This is a genomic window from Micromonospora sp. Utrum1, assembly GCF_057197805.1.
This window is the reverse complement of record NZ_CM170071.1, coordinates 4,550,865-4,566,919: the sequence shown is the minus strand read 5'-3', so window position 1 is coordinate 4,566,919 and position 16,055 is coordinate 4,550,865. Positions and strand designations below refer to the sequence as shown.

Here is a 16,055-nt window from a genome sequence, read left to right as displayed (position 1 = left end):
GCCGGCATCCCGGCCGCCGCGTCGGCGTACCGGGGTGGATTGCCGCGCTACCGGACGGTGGCGGTGCGAGGCTGGACGCGGGCGCCGCCGACGGGGGCGACGACCGCAGTGGAGGGTGCGATGGCCGAGCCGCCGACCGGGTCCTCGTCGCGCAGCGCGCAGGCGCACGGCCGCCGCGCCAACCGGCGCAGCTACCACGACGGCGCGCAGGTCAACGGGTACGTCGACGACCCGTACCACCGGATCCGCCGCGCGGTCGCGGCCCGGCTGATGGTCGACGGCGTGCCGGCGGGACGGCCGGTGCTGGAGCTCGGCTGTGGCCCGCGCAGCATGCTCGACCCGGCGGCGCTGCCCGGCCCGCTCGTGGTGGCCGACATGGCCGAGGCCGCGCTGGGCGCGGCCCGGCGGGCCGTCGGCGGCGACGCCCTGCCGGTCTGCCTGGACGCCACCCGTGGCCTGCCGTTCCGCGCCGGCAGCTTCGCCGGCCTGCTCACCGGAGAGCTGATCGAGCACGTCTACGACCCGCTGGCGCTGCTGCGCGAATGCCACCGGGTCCTCGCCCCAGGCGGCCTGCTGGTGCTGACCACCCCCAACCTGGCGCCCGCGCAGGACCGGCTGGCCTTCCTCGCCGGGCGGGCGCCCCGCCAGGTGGACCCCCTGCACCCCTACCTGTGGCTGCACATCCGGCCGTTCACCGCGTCGCTGCTGCGGCGGGTTCTGTGCCGGGCCGGGTTCGCGTCGCTGGCGATCCGCTCCAATGAGGTCGGTTGGCGGCTCCCGGGTGGACGCTGGGTCGCCTCCCGGCTGCTGGCCCGGGTCGCGCCGGGGCTCGGCGGCTCGCTGATCTGCGCCGCCAGGCGGACCGCGGAGACACCGTCACCGAGGGATGCCGGGCACCCGAACAGGGCGTGATGGTGATATTGACATAGGGCTATCATGAAGCTTCCGTCGTCGACCGGGGGATGTCATGGCGCGCCTGTTCACCTGGGTCGTCAACAATCTCGACGCGTTCATCGGCCTGCTGCTGGCCGTCACCGTGGCCGTCCTCGGCCTGACCAACACGGTCAGCCAGGACGTGGTCAACAGCGCCATCCTGCTGGTCCTGGCGGTGCTCGCACAGGCCGTGCTGCGCGACCGGCTCCGCCGGGAGACCGCCCAGCAGGAGGTGCGGGAGGTGATGCGGGACACCCGCGACCGGCTCACCGAACTGGTCCCGCAGATGCACGAGATCACCGGCCCGGAGGGGGCGCTGAACCGGGCCCGCGAGGCGATCGACAGCGTCTCGATGGTGCGGGTGCTGCACGGCAGCGAGGTCGGGCAGGCCCTGGCCGAGGCCCGCCGGCACACCGACCGGTGGACCTTCAAGGGCGGCACCGGCACCTTCACCCGGGCGGTCACCCTGCCGGAGTGCCTGGAGCACGCCCGCCGGCGCAACGCCACCCTGAGCTTCGCCATCGAGATCATCGACCCGACCGACGAGGACGTCTGCGAGCGGTACGCGCGGTTCCGGCGCAGCCTCGACCCGGACGCGCCGGGGGAGCGGTGGACCGTCGACCGCACCCGCAAGGAGTCGTACGCGACGGTGCTGGCCGCCTGCTGGCACCTGCAACGCTCCGGGCTGCTGACCGTCGAGGTCCGGCTCACCGCGCAGATGACCACCTTCCGCTACGACCTCTCCTCGACGTGCGTGATCATCACACAGGAGAACCCGCAGACCCCGGCGCTGCGGATCGACCGCAAGGAGCTCTACTACAACCGGTTCAACATCGAGTTGCAGTACAGCCGCGAGCAGAGCCGGCGGGTGCCCGTCGAGGCCGCCGCGCCGGTGAAGCTCGACGACGAGCCCTCGGTGGAGCAGGTCCGCCGGCTGTTCACCACCCTCGGGCTGCCGCTACCCCGCTCCTTCGGCGACCGCGAGGTCGCCGACATCGTGAGCCGGGCCATCCAGGCGAGGAACCCGTACGCATGATGAGCTACGCCGACCTCGAACGGGAGATCGACCGGGGCGCCCGGCCGGAGCTGCTACGCGGCTGGGTGCTCGACGTCCTCGACGACGTCGCGGAGGGGCGGCGGCCACTGCGGGCCGTCCGGCACCCGCTCGGCTTCACCTGCCTGCCGGTGGAGCGCACCGGCCCGGACGGAATCTGCGTGCACGCGTGGCCGGCCGACCCGCCGCCGGTGCGGCCGACCACCTCGACCATGCACTCACACAGCTGGGACCTGCTCAGCCACGTGCTGCACGGCGCGGTTCGCAACGAGCTGATCGAGGTGACCGACGCCTCCGCCGACCCGTCCTGGCGGATCTACGAGGTGCACAGCCGCGGCGACGTCGACGAGATGGCGGCCACCGACCGGCTGGTCACCGCGGTGACGGCCACCGTGGAGACGCATTCCGCCGGCGACTCCTACGCGCTGCGCGCCGGCGGCTTCCACACCTCGGAAGTCGGCGCGGGCGAGCCGGCGGTGACCGTGGCGCTCGGCCGGACCACGCCCGGCGTGTGCGACCTGAGCCTCGGCGCGGTGGACGGGCGCAGCCACCGGATACGCCGGGACCGCTGCGACGCGGCGGAGACGGCACGGATGGCGCGGGAGATAGCGCGACTGGTGGCACGGGGCTGACTGGCTGGAGGAGCCATGGACGTGGAGTCGAGCAGAGACGGGCCCGACCTGCGCGACGCGCACCGGTTCGCGGTGGAGGCGGCCCAGGCGGCCGGGCGGCTGCTGCGCCGGGGGACCCGGGGGGAGCTGCACGCCCGGGCCAAGAACGACTCCGGTGACCTGGTCACCGACCTGGACCTGGCCGCCGAACGGCTGATCGTCGACCGGATCCGGGCCCGTTGGCCGGAGCACGGGGTGATCGCCGAGGAGGGCGGCGAGTACGCCGCCGACAACTCCTGGGCCTGGCTGGTCGATCCGCTCGACGGCACCAACAACGTGGCGATCGGGCTGCCCGCGTACGTGGTCGGGATCGCGCTGTGTGACCGCGGCTCGCCGGTGGTGGGCGTGGTGCACGACCCGGTCGCCGGGCGCACCTGGTCCGCCGTGCGCGGCCGGGGCGCCTTCGTGCACGAGTCCGGGCCGGCCGCCCGCCCGCTGCAGGCGCCCCACCGCCCGGTGCCGACCGCGCCGGTGCTGGCCTGGACCCAGGGACATGAGGTACGCCGTGACGACAGCACCGCCCGCGCGCTGAAGGTCGTGCTCGACACCACCGCCCGGCGGGTGCTGCAACTGTGGGCGCCGCTGTTGTCCTGGGTGATGCTGGCCCGCGGCGACATCGACGGCATCGTCGGCTACCGCCCCGAGGCGGTCGATCTGCCGGCCGGGATGCTGCTCGCCGTCGAGGCCGGCATGGTGGTCCGGGCCCTCGACGGCGGCTGCTTCGACGACCGGTACGGCTGCCCGGCGGACCGGCGCAGCTTCGTGGCCGGCCCGCCGGAGACCATCGACCGGCTGGTGAAGCTGGTCACCGCGGCGCAGTGGATCGAGCCGCAGGTCCGCCAGCTCACCCCGATCAGCCTCTCCACCGTGGGCTGGTGAGGGTCAGTCCTCGAACCCGGGCTGGAACCGGCGGGAAGGTTCACCCTGTTCGGCCCACCAGCGCCCGCGCCGCACCTGCACCCCCGGCACGCCATCCAGCAGTCGGTCCGCGTCGACCAGGCTCGCCAGCGCCTGCGGCAGATCCGCGCGGAGTTCGGCGGCAGCCTCGTCGACGGTGTCCGGCTCGCTCGACCAGTCGATGTTCGCGTCCCGGAGCCGTCGCACCGCGAGGGCCGCCACCGCGTCCGGATCGTCCACGACGACCTCGACCCGGCAGTACACCTGCATCACGACCGGCTCACCGTTCTCCATGCGCCGCACCATCCCACCCGGATGTCCGACGAGCCAACCCATTCCTGACGCTTCGGCCTGGAAGCCGGTCCAGCGGTGATTCTCGGCGTGGGGAACCGGGGTGCCGTGCTCAGCGTAGCTGACGCCGCCGCGACCTTGCCGGTGCCTGCCATGCTCGGCGGGATGACGACCGGCCAGCCACCCAGACGCCGCACCGGCCGCCGTGCCGTTCGCATCGCCCTCGCAGTCGGCGCGGTCGCGGCCGTGCTCGCCGTCGCCGCCATCGTCGTACCCCTGCTGTGGCCGCCGGGTCCGCGCCCGCTGTTCCAGCTCCCCGTGCCCTGCGGCGAGCGTTGGCGGCTGGGCACCTACCCCGGCCACGATGACTACGACATCGACCTGTTCCCCACCGCGGGCGACGCGTGGGGGCGGCCGGTGCTCGCCTCCTACGCCGGCACGGTCACCGTGGCGGGGATCAACGGGTCGCTCGGTGGGCGTACCCCGGAGAACCCGAAGGGTCCGCGCGGACGCGGCGGAGGGTACTGGGTGAAGATCGACCACGGCGGCAAGTGGCAGACCGAGTACCTGCACCTGCTCGAACCGCCGCTGGTCCGGGCCGGCCAGCGGGTCGCCCGCGGCGAGCAGCTCGGGCGGGTGGGCAGCACCGGTGACTCCGGCGCCCCGCACCTGCACTACGAGCAGCACCGGGGCTGGGAGAAGGTCGAGACCTGGTTCGACGGTTCAGCCTCGGGCATCACCCACGACGACACCGAGTACGGCGTCACGCTCACCAGCAACAACTGCCCGGCCGGGCGGCCCTAGCCACGGGCCGAAGGCTGGCCGGCAGGGTACGCCGGGTGCGGCAGCCGCTCGGCCAGGAACGCCTCCCAGGTCCGTACGCCGAGGGTGGCGCCGGGGCGGGCCAGGTTGTCCCCGTTCCGGTACGCCCGGCCGGCTTTGCCGGGCAGCCGGACCGGCAGCCGCAGCCGCCGCCGGCCGACCGCGGCCAGATAGCCGGTGACCAGTTCGTTCAGGCCGTACACCCGTGGGCCGGCCATCTCGGGCACCAGGCCGGCCGGCGCGCCCAGCGTCAGCTCGACCATCCGGGCCGCCACCTCGTGGGCGTCGACCGGCTGGAGCCGCATCCCGCCGGGCACCGGGACCACCGGCAGTTTCGCCATCTTCTCCATCATGGTCAGCACCAGGTCGTGGAACTGGGCGACGCGCACCGTGGTCCACGGCACGCCTGACCCGGCGACGGCCCGCTCGGCGTCCAGCTTGGACCGCAGCCAGGCCAGCGGCACCCGGTCCGCCCCGACCACCGAGATGTACACGAGGTGCCGCACGTCCGCGCGCCGGGCGGCGTCGACCAGGTGGCGGGTCGCCACGTCGTCGCCCTTGGGCCCGCCGGCCAGGTGCAGCACGGTGTCGACCCCGCGTACCGCCGGGTCGACGCCGGCGCCGGTGCGCAGGTCGGCGGTGACGTGCGTGAGGCCGTCGCCGGGCCGGCCGCCGTGACGGCTGAGCACCCGCACCGGGTGACCCGTCTCGCGCAGCAGCGGCACGACGAGGCGGCCGAGGGTGCCGGTGCCGCCGGTGACCAGGATCGGTGCGTTCATGTCGTCCTCCGTTGAGATCCGCTAGGTTTCGGGCTTCACCGGCTCGACCCGTGGCGGCGGGGAAGTGTGACCGGAGTGACCGGCGTCACCCCTTGTCACACGGGCGGGCCGGCGCGGGTCGGTCAACCGGGAACCCCGCGAGGAAGGACTGGGACATGGGCGAGGACACCTGGCTGGCCGAGCGGTTCGAGCAGCAGCGGCCGCAGCTGCGGGCGGTGGCGTACCGGATGCTGGGCTCGCTGAGCGAGGCCGAGGACGCCGTGCAGGAGACCTGGCTGCGGCTCGCCCGGACCGATGCCGCCGCGGTGGACAACCTGGCCGCCTGGCTGACCACGGTGGTCGCCCGGGTCTGCCTGAATACCCTGCGGGCCCGCGCCACCCGCCGCGAGGATCCCCTCGACGTACGCCTGCCCGACCCGGTCGTCGACGTCGCCGAGGTGGACGCCGATCCCGCGCAGGCCGCGGTGCTGGCCGACTCGGTCGGGCTGGCGCTGCTGGTGGTCCTGGACACCCTGACCCCGACCGAGCGGCTCGCCTTCGTGCTGCACGACATGTTCGGTGTGCCCTTCGAGGAGATCGGCGCGCTGGTCGACCGGTCGCCGGCCGCCGCCCGGCAGCTCGCCAGCCGGGCCCGCCGCCGGGTCCGTGGCCAGGCGCCCGCACCCGACCCGGACCTGGCCCGCCAGCGGGAGGTGGTCACCGCGTTCCTGGCCGCCGCCCGGGAGGGCGACTTCGACGGGCTGGTCGCCGTGCTGCACCCGGACGTGGTGCTCCGTTCCGACGGCGGGACCGCCCGGGCCCGGCACTCCACCGTGCTCACCGGCGCGCGGGTGGTGGCCGCGCAGGCCACCACGTTCGGCCGGTTCTCCCCGTTCGCCCGGCCGGTGCTGGTCAACGGCGCCGCCGGCGTGCTGGTCAGCGCGGGGGGCCGGCCGCTGTCGGTGATGGCGTTCACGGTCACCGACGGGCGGATCGTCGCCATCGACGTGATCGCCGACCCGGAGCGGCTGGCCGCGCTCGGCCTCGCCGACTGAGTCCGGTGCCGAGGGCCGGCCCGCGGGTGGGTCGGCCCGGATCGGCGTCAGGGGAGGATGACCAGGTTGGCCATGTCGACCACCGGCCGGTAGCCGAGGTTGGCGTAGATCCGGTTCGAGGTCGGGTTGGCCTGGTCGGTGAAGAGGCAGACCCGGGCCCCCTCGGCCCGCAGGAGCCGGGAGACCTCCGCGACCGCGTTGCCGGCCCAGCCCCGCCCGCGCTGCTCCGGCGGTGTGTAGACCGGGCCGACGCGCGCGACGCCGAACGACGGCGGGTTGGCGGCGGTGAGGTGCACCCGCCGGCCCGCCTCGTCGGTCCAGAACCACAACCGCCCGTCCCGGATCCGGCGCAGCAGCTCGGCGCGGTCGGGGGTCTCGTGCGCGCTGACCCCGCGCGGGCGGCCCGCCTGCTCGTCGGCGTCGGCCATGAACGCGTCGAACCACTCGGCGGCCAGGTCGACGTCGTCCTCGGTCGCGACGGCCAACTTGCCGGGCACCCGCGCCGGCCGGACCAGCTCACCGAGTTCGTGCAGCCGGGTGTGCTGGGCGACCTCGACCCGGCCGCCGCCGAGCCGGGTCACCTCGTCGGCACACCGTTGCACGGCGGGCAGCGCGCCGTTGACCGCACGCACCTCCTCCCCGCGCTCGTGCCACACCCGGGCCAGCGCCACGGCCGCCTCGTCGGGCATCGGCAGCAGGAACGGCGGGCGCGGCGCGAAGGGCGCCGTCCGCATCCCGGCGCCGACGACGGCGCCGGACCCGTCCCGGACCACCAGCCACCAGTCGTGCTCGGGGAGTGCGACCCCGTCGGCCCGCCGGGCCAGCAGCCGGTGCGCGACGGTGGCCACGACCGTGCCGACCACCGGGTTCGCCGCCAGATGGTCACCGGCCGCGGCGAGGAACTCGCCCGGATCGGTGTGGAACTGCAGGCTCGGGACGCCGCTCATCCGCGCACGGTAGCCCGCCGCCGGGCCGCACCCGTACCGGATTTTCCGGGGCCGACGCCGAGGCCCGGCGGGGCCCGGGTCCTGGTGGGCGGGCGACGGCCGCGCTACCCGGCGACCAGCTCGGCGAACCAGCGCCGGCCGGCCGAGTGGAGCTCGCGGACGACCAGGCCGGCCGCCGCGGCCGGCTCGTGCACCGCCCGGGTGTCCAGCCGGGCCCAGCCGAAGCTCGGCCCCCGGTGCCGTCCGGACACCACGCGGGCCCGGCCCTGCCAGGTGCCGCTGCCGGGCGGGTCCAGCTCGACCAGAACCGTGCCGTCCGGGCGGAGCAGCTCCCGGCACCGGCGCAGCAGCCGCCCGGGGTCGCCGCCGATGCCGATGTTGCCGTCCAGCAGCACCACGTGCCGCCACCGGCCCTCGGCGGGAAGCGGATCGAAGAGGTCGGCCTGGACCGCGACGGCGCCCCGCGCCCGGGTCAGGGCCACCGCCCGGGCCGAGACGTCGACCCCCACGGTGGTCAGCCCGGCCCGGGCCAGCGCCAGGGTGAGGCGGCCCGGACCGCAGCCCAGGTCCAGCGTCGGGCCGGCGCAGCGGGCCACCACCGCGGCCGTCGCCGGCTCGGCCGGCCCGTGCCACCGCTCCACCGGCAGCCGGCGGCGCGTCCCGTCGCCCTGCACCAGCCAGTGCGCGTCGCTGTCCCGGTGCCGCAGCGCGGTGGCGAAACCGTCGGCGGTCACCGCCGGCCCCCGACCGGCCGGGCCCGCCGCACGGCGGCGACCTCCCGGGCGAACCGGCCCGTGGGAGCCAGGGCGGTCACCGCGAGCGCGTCGGTCCAGTCGTCCACGTCGCGCAGCACCGGCAGCGTCCCGATCCGCAGGCCGCGCCCGGCCAGCGCGGCCCGGGTGCGCCGCCCGGTGTCAGGGGTGGACATCGGCACCCCGCGTAGCGCCGCCGCCTGCCGGGGGTCGCGCAGGCCCAGCGCCCACCAGCCGCCGTCCGCGGCCGGGCCGAGCACCGCGTCGGTCGCCGTCCCGTCGAGCCGGCGTACGGCGGCGGCCAGCCGCGCCGCGGTGAGCTGCGGCGTGTCCATGCCGATCTGGAGCACCGGCCGCCCCGGGTAGGCGGCGGCCACATCGGCGTGTGCGTACGCGAGCCGGTCGGCGAGGTCGTCGCCGCGCTGTGGCAGCACCGGCCAGCCGGCGACCGCGGCGGCGAGGTCCGTCCCGTCCTCGGCGTCGGCGAACCGGCCGGCCAGCGCCAGCACCGGGACGACGCCCGGGGTGGCGGCGACGGCGTCGAGGGTGTCGCGCAGCGCGGCCGCGGCGATCCGGGCCGCCTGCGCGGGCTCGGCCGGCGGGCAGAGCCGGGTCTTGACCGCCCCGGCCACGGGCGCCTTGGCCACCACCAGCAGGACGGTCACCGGGGGCCGTCCACGCTGCGCAGCACGGCCAGGAAGTCCCGGGTGGCGCGGACCGTGCCGCGGACCGAGCCGGAGACCTTGGACCGCGTCCCGGCGGCGCGCGGGGCGTAGCGGACGTCCCGCTCGTGGATCCGCCAGCCGGCTGCGGCGGCCCGGATCATCAGTTCGAGGGGGTAGCCGAAGGCGCGGTCGGTGACGCCCAGGGCGAGCAGGGCGTCCCGCCGGGCCACCCGGATCGGGCTGAGGTCGCGCAGCGGGACCCCGCGCTGCCGCAGCAGCGCGGCGACCAGCGCCGTGCCGGCCCGGGCGTGCCACGGCCAGACCCCGGCGGACACCGGCCGGCGCCGGCCCACCGCCAGGTCGGCGGCGCCGGCCGCCACCGGGGCGACCAGCGCGGGCAGCTCGCCCGGGTCGAAGGAGCCGTCGGCGTCGAGCACGCAGACCAGCTCGGTCTCGGCGTGTTCCAGGCCGGTGTGCACGGCCGCCCCGTAGCCCCGGCGGGGCTCCCGCACCACCCGCGCGCCGTGCCGGGCGGCCACCTCCGGCGAGCCGTCCCGGGAGCCGTTGTCCACCACGATCGCCCGGTAACCGGGCGGCAGCGCGGTCAGCACGCCGGGCAGGGCGGCGGCCTCGTCCAGGCACGGCAGCACCACGTCGATCTGTGTCGGCATGCCGCCGACGCTAGGCCGGTCCGCGCCCCGCCAGGCCCGGATCGTGCTTACGGAACCCTTACCGAGCAGGCATTTCTTACCATCCGGTGACGTGCCGGCGGATCCGCCCACCCGGCGGCCCGGCGGGCCGTACCGTCCGGTCGTCATGAGATCCGCAGCCACCCTGCCCCGCGTTCCCGGCCCACGGCGGACCATCCCCGGGCACCGGGGCGATCTGGTCGCGCTGGCCGTCGAGGCGGTGCTGCTGGCCGCCGCGGTCGCCGTCGGGCTGGTGCTCAACCGCCGGGGCGCGGGCCTGCACGCGGACGCCGCGCCGCTCTACGCCACCTGGCGGCCGCACGCCGGTTGGGGCACCCCGCTCGCCGTGCTGGTCGCGGTGGTCGTGCTGGGGCCGGGTCTGCGCTGGGCGCGGACCGCCCGCTGGGGGCCGCTGCTGGCCGCCGGCTGGCTGGCCGCGGTCGCCTGGACGCTGTCGCTGGCCCTGGTGGACGGCTGGTCGGCCGGGTTGGCCCGGCGGCTCACCGTGCAGGCGGAGTACCTGCACGAGGTGCCCGGCGTCACCGACATCCCCCGGATGCTGGCCGGCTTCACCGACCGGATCCTCGACTTCCAGCCGGACTCCTGGTCCACCCACACCGCCGGGCACCCGCCGGGCGCGCTGCTGGTCTTCGTCTGGCTGGACCGGATCGGCCTGGGCGGGGGCGCCGCCGCGGCGCTCTGCTGCGTGCTGGTCGGCGCGACCGTCGCGGTGTCGGTGCCGGTCACCCTGCGCGCGCTGGGCACCGCCGAGGCGGCCCGGGCGGTGCTGCCCTTCCTGGTGCTGCTGCCCGGCGCGGTCTGGCTGGGCGCCTCCGGCGACGCCGTCTTCACCGGCGTGGTCGCCGCCGGGCTGGCCCTGCTGGCGGTACGCGGCCCGGCCGCCGCGCTGGCCGGCGGGCTGCTGCTCGGCTTCGCGCTGCACCTGTCGTATGGGTTCGTGCTCGTCGGCGCCCTGGCGGTGGCCGTGCTGGCGCTGCGCCGGGACCGCCGCCGGGCCGCCCTGCTCGCCGCGACGGCCGGCGTCGCCGGCGTCACGGCGCTCTTCGTGCTGGCCGGCTTCCGCTGGTGGGAGGGGTACGACCGGGTGGTCGAGCGCTACTACCAGGGCTGGGCGGCCGACCGCCCGTACGGGTACTGGGTCTGGGCGAACCTGGCGGCGCTGCTGCTCTCGGCCGGGCCGGTGCTCGGGCCGGCGCTGCGCCGCGCCGGGCTCGCCGCCCGGCCGGTGCTCGGGCCGACGCTGCGCCGCGTGGCGCTCGCCGCCCGGGCCGCCTGGCGATCACCCGGCGCCGCGCGGGGCGGCCGGCCCCGTGACCGGGTGCCCGGCCGGCCGGTCGGCGGGCTCAGCGGTGCCATCCGGCTCGGCCGACGGTGGATGGCGCCGGTGGCGGCGCTCGGGCCCACCGTCCTGCTGCCGGCCGCCGCCGCGCTGGCGGTGGCCGCCGCCGACCTGTCCGGGATGAGCAAGGCCGAGGTGGAGCGGATCTGGCTGCCGTTCGCGGTCTGGCTTCTGATCGCCGTGGCACACCTACCCGCGCCGACCCGCCGCTGGTGGCTGGCCGCCCAGGCGCTCACCGCCCTCGCCGTCAACCACCTGCTGTTCACGGTCTCCTGACCGTTTCGGATCTTGGCGACTTCCCGTTCCCCCCGAACGCCAACTCGCCAAGATCTCCCGGCACCCGCGTCGATCATGAGGTTGGCGGTGGCGAATCGGGCGGATCGCACCGCCAACCTCAGGGCTCAGGTGAGCAGGGCGGCGGGTTCGCGGAGGGGGTCGGTGGCGAAGGCGGTGACGCCGTCGGTGAAGGCGACCCGGGCGGTGTAGCCGAGCAGGTCCCGGGCCCGGGTCGGGTCGGCCACCACGTGCCGGACGTCGGCCGCCCGGGCGCCGCCGACCACGTCCGGCTCGGGGCCGCCCATCGCGCGGGCCAGGGCCGCCGCCAGGTCACCGACGGTGTGCGGCTCGCCGGAGCAGACGTTCACCGGGACCATGCCGTCCGGGGTGGGCGCGGTGAGCGCCAGCAGGTTGGCCCGGGCCACGTCGGTCACGTGCACGAAGTCGCGGCGCTGCCGGCCGTCCTCGTACACCAGGGGCGGCCGGCCGTCGGCGAGCGCCGAGCGGAACAGCGAGGCGACCCCGGCGTACGGGGTGTCGCGAGGCATCCGGGGCCCGTAGACGTTGTGGTAGCGCAGCGCCCACACTCCGCCCCCGGTCTGCCGGGCCCAGGCCGCGGCGTAGTGCTCCTGGGCGAGCTTGCTGGCCGCGTACGTGCTGCGCGGCTCCAGCGGGGCGTCCTCGGGGACCAGGGCCGGGTCGAGGGTGCCGCCGCAGGCCGGGCAGGTCGGGTCGTAGCGGCCGGCGGCCAGGTCGACGGGCCGGCGCGGGGCGGGGCGGACCACGCCGTGCCGGGCGCAGATGTACCGGCCCTCGCCGTAGACCACCATCGAGCTGGCCAGCACCAGCCGGGACACCCCGGCCCGGTGCATGGCGGCGAGGAGCACCGCCGTGCCGTGGTCGTTGTGTCCGGCGTAGTCGGGAGCGTCGGAGGGGTCCAGCCCGTGCCCCACCATGGCCGCCTGGTGGCAGACCGCGTCCACCCCGGACAGCAGCCGGTCCAGCAGCGCGGCGTCGCGGACGTCGCCGATCACCGGGTCGTGCGGCCGGGACCACTCCGGCAGCGCGCCGCCGTGCGCCTGGGGGAGCAGGGCGTCGAGGCAGACCGGCTCGTGGCCCTCGGCGACGAGCAGGTCGGCGATCTGCGATCCGATGAAGCCGGCCGCGCCGGTGACCAGTACCCGCATGCGGCCAGGCTAGGGCACCGCGGGGTCCGGTTCGGGCGGTTCGCGGTGCACGTCAGCGGTCCGTAATGACGGCGGCGGTAAGGGTTCGGTAATGCGGCAAACCGGACCGGCGCGCGGATGCGGCGTCTAGCGTCCTGCTGGAGGGACCACCGGCGTGACGGATGGGGCCCCGGACCGTGCAATCCAGGAGGAGACGTGCCCGCCAGCCCACCCCCACCGGACGACGCGCCGTCGGCCGCCCCGGCGGCCCTGTGGGCGGCGCTGGCCCGGCACCGGCCGCCCGGGGTGGACGCCGTCGACCGCGCCTGGCGCAGCCCGGTCCGGGGGCCCTGGCTGACCTCGGTGCTCGGCGCCGTGCTGCTGGCCACCCTGCCCCTGGTGATCGTGACCGGGCTGCTCGACTGGATCGCCTACGGTCCCCGCTTCGACCAGGCGTTCCCCCGGGACGTGGGCTGGCTGCACCCGCCGGTGTTCGACTGGCCGACCCGACCCGCCTGGCTGTTCCGCCTCACCCAGGGGCTGCACGTGACGCTCGGGATCGTGCTGCTGCCGGTGGTGCTGGGGAAGCTCTGGTCGGTGGTGCCCAAGCTCTTCGACTGGCCGCCGGCCCGTTCGGCCGCCCAGCTGCTGGAGCGGCTGTCGCTGCTGCTGCTGGTCGGCGGCATCCTCTTCCAGACGGTCACCGGCCTGCTGAACATCCAGTACGCCTACCTGTTCGGCTTCGACTTCTACACCGCACACTGGTACGGCGCCTGGATCTTCACGGCCGCGCTGGTCACCCACGTGGCGATCAAGCTGCCCCGGCTGGTCACCGCGCTGCGCGGGCCGGGCTTCGCGCGTACCCCGGTTGAGTTGACCCGGCCCGAGCCGGCGGATCCGGACGGCCTGGTGGCCCGGCGGCCCGGGCCGGCGACGATGAGCCGGCGCGGGGTGCTCGGCCTGGTCGGCGGCGGCGCGCTGCTGCTGGCGGCGCTGACCGTCGGGCAGAGCGTCGACGCGCTGCGCGGCACCGCGCTGCTGCTGCCGCGCGGCCGCCGGGTCGACGACGGGCCGACCGGCTTCCCGGTCAACCGGAGCGTCGCCGTGGCCGGGGTGACCCCGGACCAGGCCGGCCCGGGCTGGCGGCTGACCCTGCGCGCCCGAAACCGCACGGTCACCCTGGACCGGGCCCGGCTGCTCGCCCTGGCGCAGCACACCGCCGTCCTGCCCATCGCCTGCGTGGAGGGCTGGTCCACCTCGCAGACCTGGACCGGGGTCCGGCTGCGCGACCTGGCCGCCCTGGTCGGGGCGGTCGATCCGGCCACCGCCCGGGTCCGGTCGCTGGAGCGCGCCGGCCTGTTCCGCGAGGCCGTCCTGCACGGCGGTCAGGTGACCGACCCGGACGCGCTGCTCGCCCTGCGGGTCAACGGCGTCGACCTGACCCCCGACCACGGCTACCCGGCGCGGATCATCGTGCCGGCGCTGCCCGGCGTGCACTGCACGAAGTGGGTGGCGGAGATCGCGTTCGATGGCTAGGTTCCGGCGCGCCTACGGCGCTGCGCCCTGGCACCTGCTGCTCCTGGCCGGCTGCTTCGCGGTCACCGGCTGGATCGCGCTGCGGCTGGCCGGTGCGGCGTCGGCCGGCCGGATGCTGCTCTGGTTCCTCGGCGCGGTGATCGCGCACGACCTGGTCCTCTTCCCGGTGTACGCGTCGCTCGACCGGATGCTGCGCCGCCCCCTGCGGCGGGGCGGCACCCCGTCGCCGCTGAACCACGTCCGGGTCCCCGCGCTCGGCGCCGGCCTGCTGTTCCTGGTCTACCTGCCCGGGGTCCTCGGGCTCGGCGACGGCACCTACCTGGCGGCGACCGGCCTGGCGCCCCGGGCGATGCTCGGCCGGTGGCTGGCGGTCAGCGGCGCGCTCTTCGCAGTGAGCGCGCTGCTCTACGCCGCCCGTCGGCTGGTCCGCCGGGCCCGCTGACGGGTCACGGGGCGATGCGCAGCCGGCGGATGTGGCGGTCGTCGTAGTCCTCGAACCGGAACCGCAGGCCGGCGAACGGGCTGCCCGGGAAGTCGCCGCTGATGGTGGCGGTCACGACGTGCCCGCCGGGGTGTCCTCGACATCGGTGATCTCGTAGGAGACCAGCGGCGTCTCGCGGCGCCACGCACGGATCTCCGCGATGCCCCGGTGGGTCCGCCCCTCGTCCTCGACGACGGCGTCGTCGGCGAAGAGGGCGAAGTAGGGATCCTTGTCCGGCTGGCCGGCGAGCGCGAAGTAGCGGCGGATGATGTCGGGCGGGGTGTTCACGGTGCTGGCTCCTTGCCGGGTCGTGGCGGGTCGTTCTGATCCTGCCCGGCGGGTACGACGGACACGGCCGGTTCGCACGGTTCCGGCGGCACCGGGGGCTGGGGTCAGGACCCCGGGCCGACCAGCAGGGCGGCCACCGTGGCCGTGGTGGCCAGGACGGCGAGCGCGGCGCTGGTGGCCACGAACCGGCCCAGCGGCACGGCCACCCCGGCGGCCCGGCAGCGCTCGTACCAGATCAGCGTCGCCAGCGAGGCCCACGGGGTGGCGAGCGGGCCGACGTTGGTGCCGATCAGCAGGGCCAGCAACTGGGTGTGGTGGTCGGGGGCGATGACCGCCTCGCCGGCCACGTACGCGGGCAGGTTGTTGACCACGTTGGCGAAAAGGGCGCCGACCCCGCCGGCCCGCAGCGCCCCCTCCGCGCCGGGGTCGGCGCCGATCAGGGTGCCCATCACGGTGTCCAGGCCGTGCCGGCCGATGGTTTGCACCACCAGGAACAGCCCGCTCACGAAGACCAGCAGCCGCCACGGGATCAGCGCGAGCCGCAGGCTGCCCCGGGCACGCACGGCGAAGCCGGCGACCAGGATCGCGGCGGCCACCCCGGAGGCCAGCCCGATCTCGACCCCGGCCAGGATCCCGGCGACGAAGAGCAGGCACGCGGCGAGCGCGGTGCGGTAGAGCACCCGGTCGGGCGGCACGTGCGGCGGCGGCGGTACGAACGGGTCGGCGCCGGCGCGGGCCGGCCGCCAGTACCACCACCAGAGCAGCAGCATCGTGATCACGATGGCGACCAGCTGCGGCCACCACATCCGGGCCGCCCAGGGCACCGGCTCCAGGTCGATCCGGTCGCTGGCCAGGATGTTGGTCAGGTTGGACACCGGCAGCAGCAGGCTCGCCGTGTTGGCCAGCCAGACCGTGGTCATCGCCAGCGGGGTCGGCGGCACGCCCAGCTTGCGGGCCAGGGCGATCATCACCGGAGTGAGCAGGACGGCCGTGGTGTCCAGGTTGAGCGCGATGGTGGTCACCGAGGCGAACCCCACACAGAGCCAGAACAGCGCCCGGTAGCTGCCCCGGGCGGTGATCGCCACCCGGGCCGCGAGCGCGTCGAAGACCCCGGCCACCGCGGTCAGCTCGGCCAGCACCACCACCGTGCCGAGGAAGATCAGGATGGGCACGATCCGGCGTACGGTGGCCTCGGCGTCGGCGCGAGGGAGGAGTCCGGTGAGGACACAGACGACGCCCACCGCGGCCAGCCCGAGCGCGATCCAGTCCAGGACGTGCAGCCGCCCCCAGCGGCTCCGGTCCGGTGCGGCGGACGGCGGCTGGCCCACGGTCTCCACGAGGGATGATCCTCGCACACCGTCGCCCGGCCGGACCGGCCCGACGCGGCCGGCGCAGCGGCTGCCGAGGGTGTCCA

Annotated in this window: 18 protein-coding genes; 9 read left to right on the top strand and 9 right to left on the bottom strand. The window is 76.0% G+C overall.

Annotated features, from left to right (window positions below; translation table 11 throughout):
- The first annotated feature begins 120 nt into the window (after positions 1-120).
- The 4 genes from AC0OLQ_RS21405 to AC0OLQ_RS21390 are packed head-to-tail and all read left to right on the top strand — an operon-like array spanning position 121 to position 3,537.
- Positions 121-912 (top strand): class I SAM-dependent methyltransferase, encoded by a 792-nt coding sequence (locus tag AC0OLQ_RS21405; protein ID WP_484527716.1) that lies wholly within the window; start codon positions 121-123, stop codon positions 910-912.
- 55 nt (positions 913-967) lie between these two features.
- Positions 968-1,969: a hypothetical protein gene (locus AC0OLQ_RS21400; protein WP_484527715.1), complete on the top strand. Its 1,002-nt coding sequence runs from the start codon at positions 968-970 to the stop codon at positions 1,967-1,969.
- Positions 1,966-2,619, top strand: a complete 654-nt coding sequence (locus AC0OLQ_RS21395) for a sulfurtransferase TusA family protein (protein ID WP_484527714.1) — start codon at positions 1,966-1,968, stop codon at positions 2,617-2,619. Before AC0OLQ_RS21400 ends, AC0OLQ_RS21395 begins: the two co-directional genes overlap by 4 nt.
- A gap of 15 nt (positions 2,620-2,634) precedes the next feature.
- Entirely contained in the window at positions 2,635-3,537 is a 903-nt protein-coding gene (locus tag AC0OLQ_RS21390) for an inositol monophosphatase family protein (RefSeq protein ID WP_484527713.1), read from the top strand.
- Between the two features lie 3 nt (positions 3,538-3,540).
- Here the strand turns inward: AC0OLQ_RS21390 and AC0OLQ_RS21385 are convergent, their stop codons facing one another.
- A complete protein-coding gene (locus AC0OLQ_RS21385) occupies positions 3,541-3,849 on the bottom strand; it encodes a hypothetical protein (RefSeq protein ID WP_484527712.1) in 309 nt (102 codons plus the stop codon).
- A gap of 162 nt (positions 3,850-4,011) precedes the next feature.
- Here AC0OLQ_RS21385 and AC0OLQ_RS21380 point away from each other — a divergent pair, with 162 nt between their 5' ends.
- Positions 4,012-4,650 carry a M23 family metallopeptidase gene (locus tag AC0OLQ_RS21380; protein ID WP_484527711.1) on the top strand — a complete coding sequence of 213 codons (639 nt, stop codon included), beginning with the start codon at positions 4,012-4,014 and terminating at the stop codon, positions 4,648-4,650.
- On the opposite strand, the gene AC0OLQ_RS21375 is transcribed toward AC0OLQ_RS21380, so the two are convergent.
- Positions 4,647-5,447: an SDR family oxidoreductase gene (locus tag AC0OLQ_RS21375; protein ID WP_484527710.1), complete on the bottom strand. Its 801-nt coding sequence runs from the start codon at positions 5,445-5,447 to the stop codon at positions 4,647-4,649. The genes AC0OLQ_RS21380 and AC0OLQ_RS21375 overlap by 4 nt on opposite strands.
- Positions 5,448-5,602: 155 nt before the next feature.
- On the opposite strand from AC0OLQ_RS21375, the gene sigJ reads away from it, so the two are divergent.
- Complete coding sequence (gene sigJ / locus AC0OLQ_RS21370) at positions 5,603-6,481, top strand: RNA polymerase sigma factor SigJ (protein WP_484527709.1); 879 nt, start codon at positions 5,603-5,605, stop codon at positions 6,479-6,481.
- 47 nt (positions 6,482-6,528) lie between these two features.
- Here sigJ and AC0OLQ_RS21365 read toward each other — a convergent pair whose 3' ends face one another.
- The 4 genes from AC0OLQ_RS21365 to AC0OLQ_RS21350 all read right to left on the bottom strand — a co-directional run bounded on the left by AC0OLQ_RS21365 (position 6,529) and on the right by AC0OLQ_RS21350 (position 9,516).
- Entirely contained in the window at positions 6,529-7,428 is a 900-nt protein-coding gene (locus tag AC0OLQ_RS21365; RefSeq protein WP_484527708.1) for a GNAT family N-acetyltransferase, read from the bottom strand.
- 104 nt (positions 7,429-7,532) lie between these two features.
- Positions 7,533-8,162 (bottom strand): methyltransferase domain-containing protein, encoded by a 630-nt coding sequence (locus AC0OLQ_RS21360; RefSeq protein WP_484527707.1) that lies wholly within the window; start codon positions 8,160-8,162, stop codon positions 7,533-7,535.
- A complete protein-coding gene (locus AC0OLQ_RS21355; RefSeq protein ID WP_484527706.1) occupies positions 8,159-8,845 on the bottom strand; it encodes a TIGR04282 family arsenosugar biosynthesis glycosyltransferase in 687 nt (228 codons plus the stop codon). Before AC0OLQ_RS21355 ends, AC0OLQ_RS21360 begins: the two co-directional genes overlap by 4 nt.
- Positions 8,842-9,516 (bottom strand): glycosyltransferase family 2 protein, encoded by a 675-nt coding sequence (locus AC0OLQ_RS21350; protein WP_484527705.1) that lies wholly within the window; start codon positions 9,514-9,516, stop codon positions 8,842-8,844. The genes AC0OLQ_RS21355 and AC0OLQ_RS21350 overlap by 4 nt, the downstream gene beginning before the upstream one ends.
- A gap of 145 nt (positions 9,517-9,661) precedes the next feature.
- On the opposite strand from AC0OLQ_RS21350, the gene AC0OLQ_RS21345 reads away from it, so the two are divergent.
- Positions 9,662-11,170 carry a hypothetical protein gene (locus tag AC0OLQ_RS21345; protein WP_484527704.1) on the top strand — a complete coding sequence of 503 codons (1,509 nt, stop codon included), beginning with the start codon at positions 9,662-9,664 and terminating at the stop codon, positions 11,168-11,170.
- 125 nt (positions 11,171-11,295) lie between these two features.
- On the opposite strand, the gene AC0OLQ_RS21340 is transcribed toward AC0OLQ_RS21345, so the two are convergent.
- Positions 11,296-12,357, bottom strand: coding sequence for an NAD-dependent epimerase/dehydratase family protein (locus tag AC0OLQ_RS21340; protein WP_484527703.1), 1,062 nt, complete (start codon positions 12,355-12,357; stop codon positions 11,296-11,298).
- Between the two features lie 195 nt (positions 12,358-12,552).
- Between AC0OLQ_RS21340 and AC0OLQ_RS21335 the strand changes: the two genes are divergently transcribed.
- On the top strand, positions 12,553-13,872 hold the full coding sequence (locus AC0OLQ_RS21335) for a molybdopterin-dependent oxidoreductase (RefSeq protein WP_484527702.1): 1,320 nt from the start codon (positions 12,553-12,555) through the stop codon (positions 13,870-13,872).
- Positions 13,865-14,314 (top strand): hypothetical protein, encoded by a 450-nt coding sequence (locus AC0OLQ_RS21330; RefSeq protein WP_484527701.1) that lies wholly within the window; start codon positions 13,865-13,867, stop codon positions 14,312-14,314. Before AC0OLQ_RS21335 ends, AC0OLQ_RS21330 begins: the two co-directional genes overlap by 8 nt.
- A gap of 111 nt (positions 14,315-14,425) precedes the next feature.
- On the opposite strand, the gene AC0OLQ_RS21325 is transcribed toward AC0OLQ_RS21330, so the two are convergent.
- Together AC0OLQ_RS21325 and AC0OLQ_RS21320 are read right to left on the bottom strand one after the other, a co-directional pair.
- Entirely contained in the window at positions 14,426-14,641 is a 216-nt protein-coding gene (locus tag AC0OLQ_RS21325; protein ID WP_484527700.1) for a nuclear transport factor 2 family protein, read from the bottom strand.
- 104 nt (positions 14,642-14,745) lie between these two features.
- Positions 14,746-15,978, bottom strand: coding sequence for an ArsB/NhaD family transporter (locus AC0OLQ_RS21320; protein ID WP_484527699.1), 1,233 nt, complete (start codon positions 15,976-15,978; stop codon positions 14,746-14,748).
- Positions 15,979-16,055: the final 77 nt, after the last annotated feature.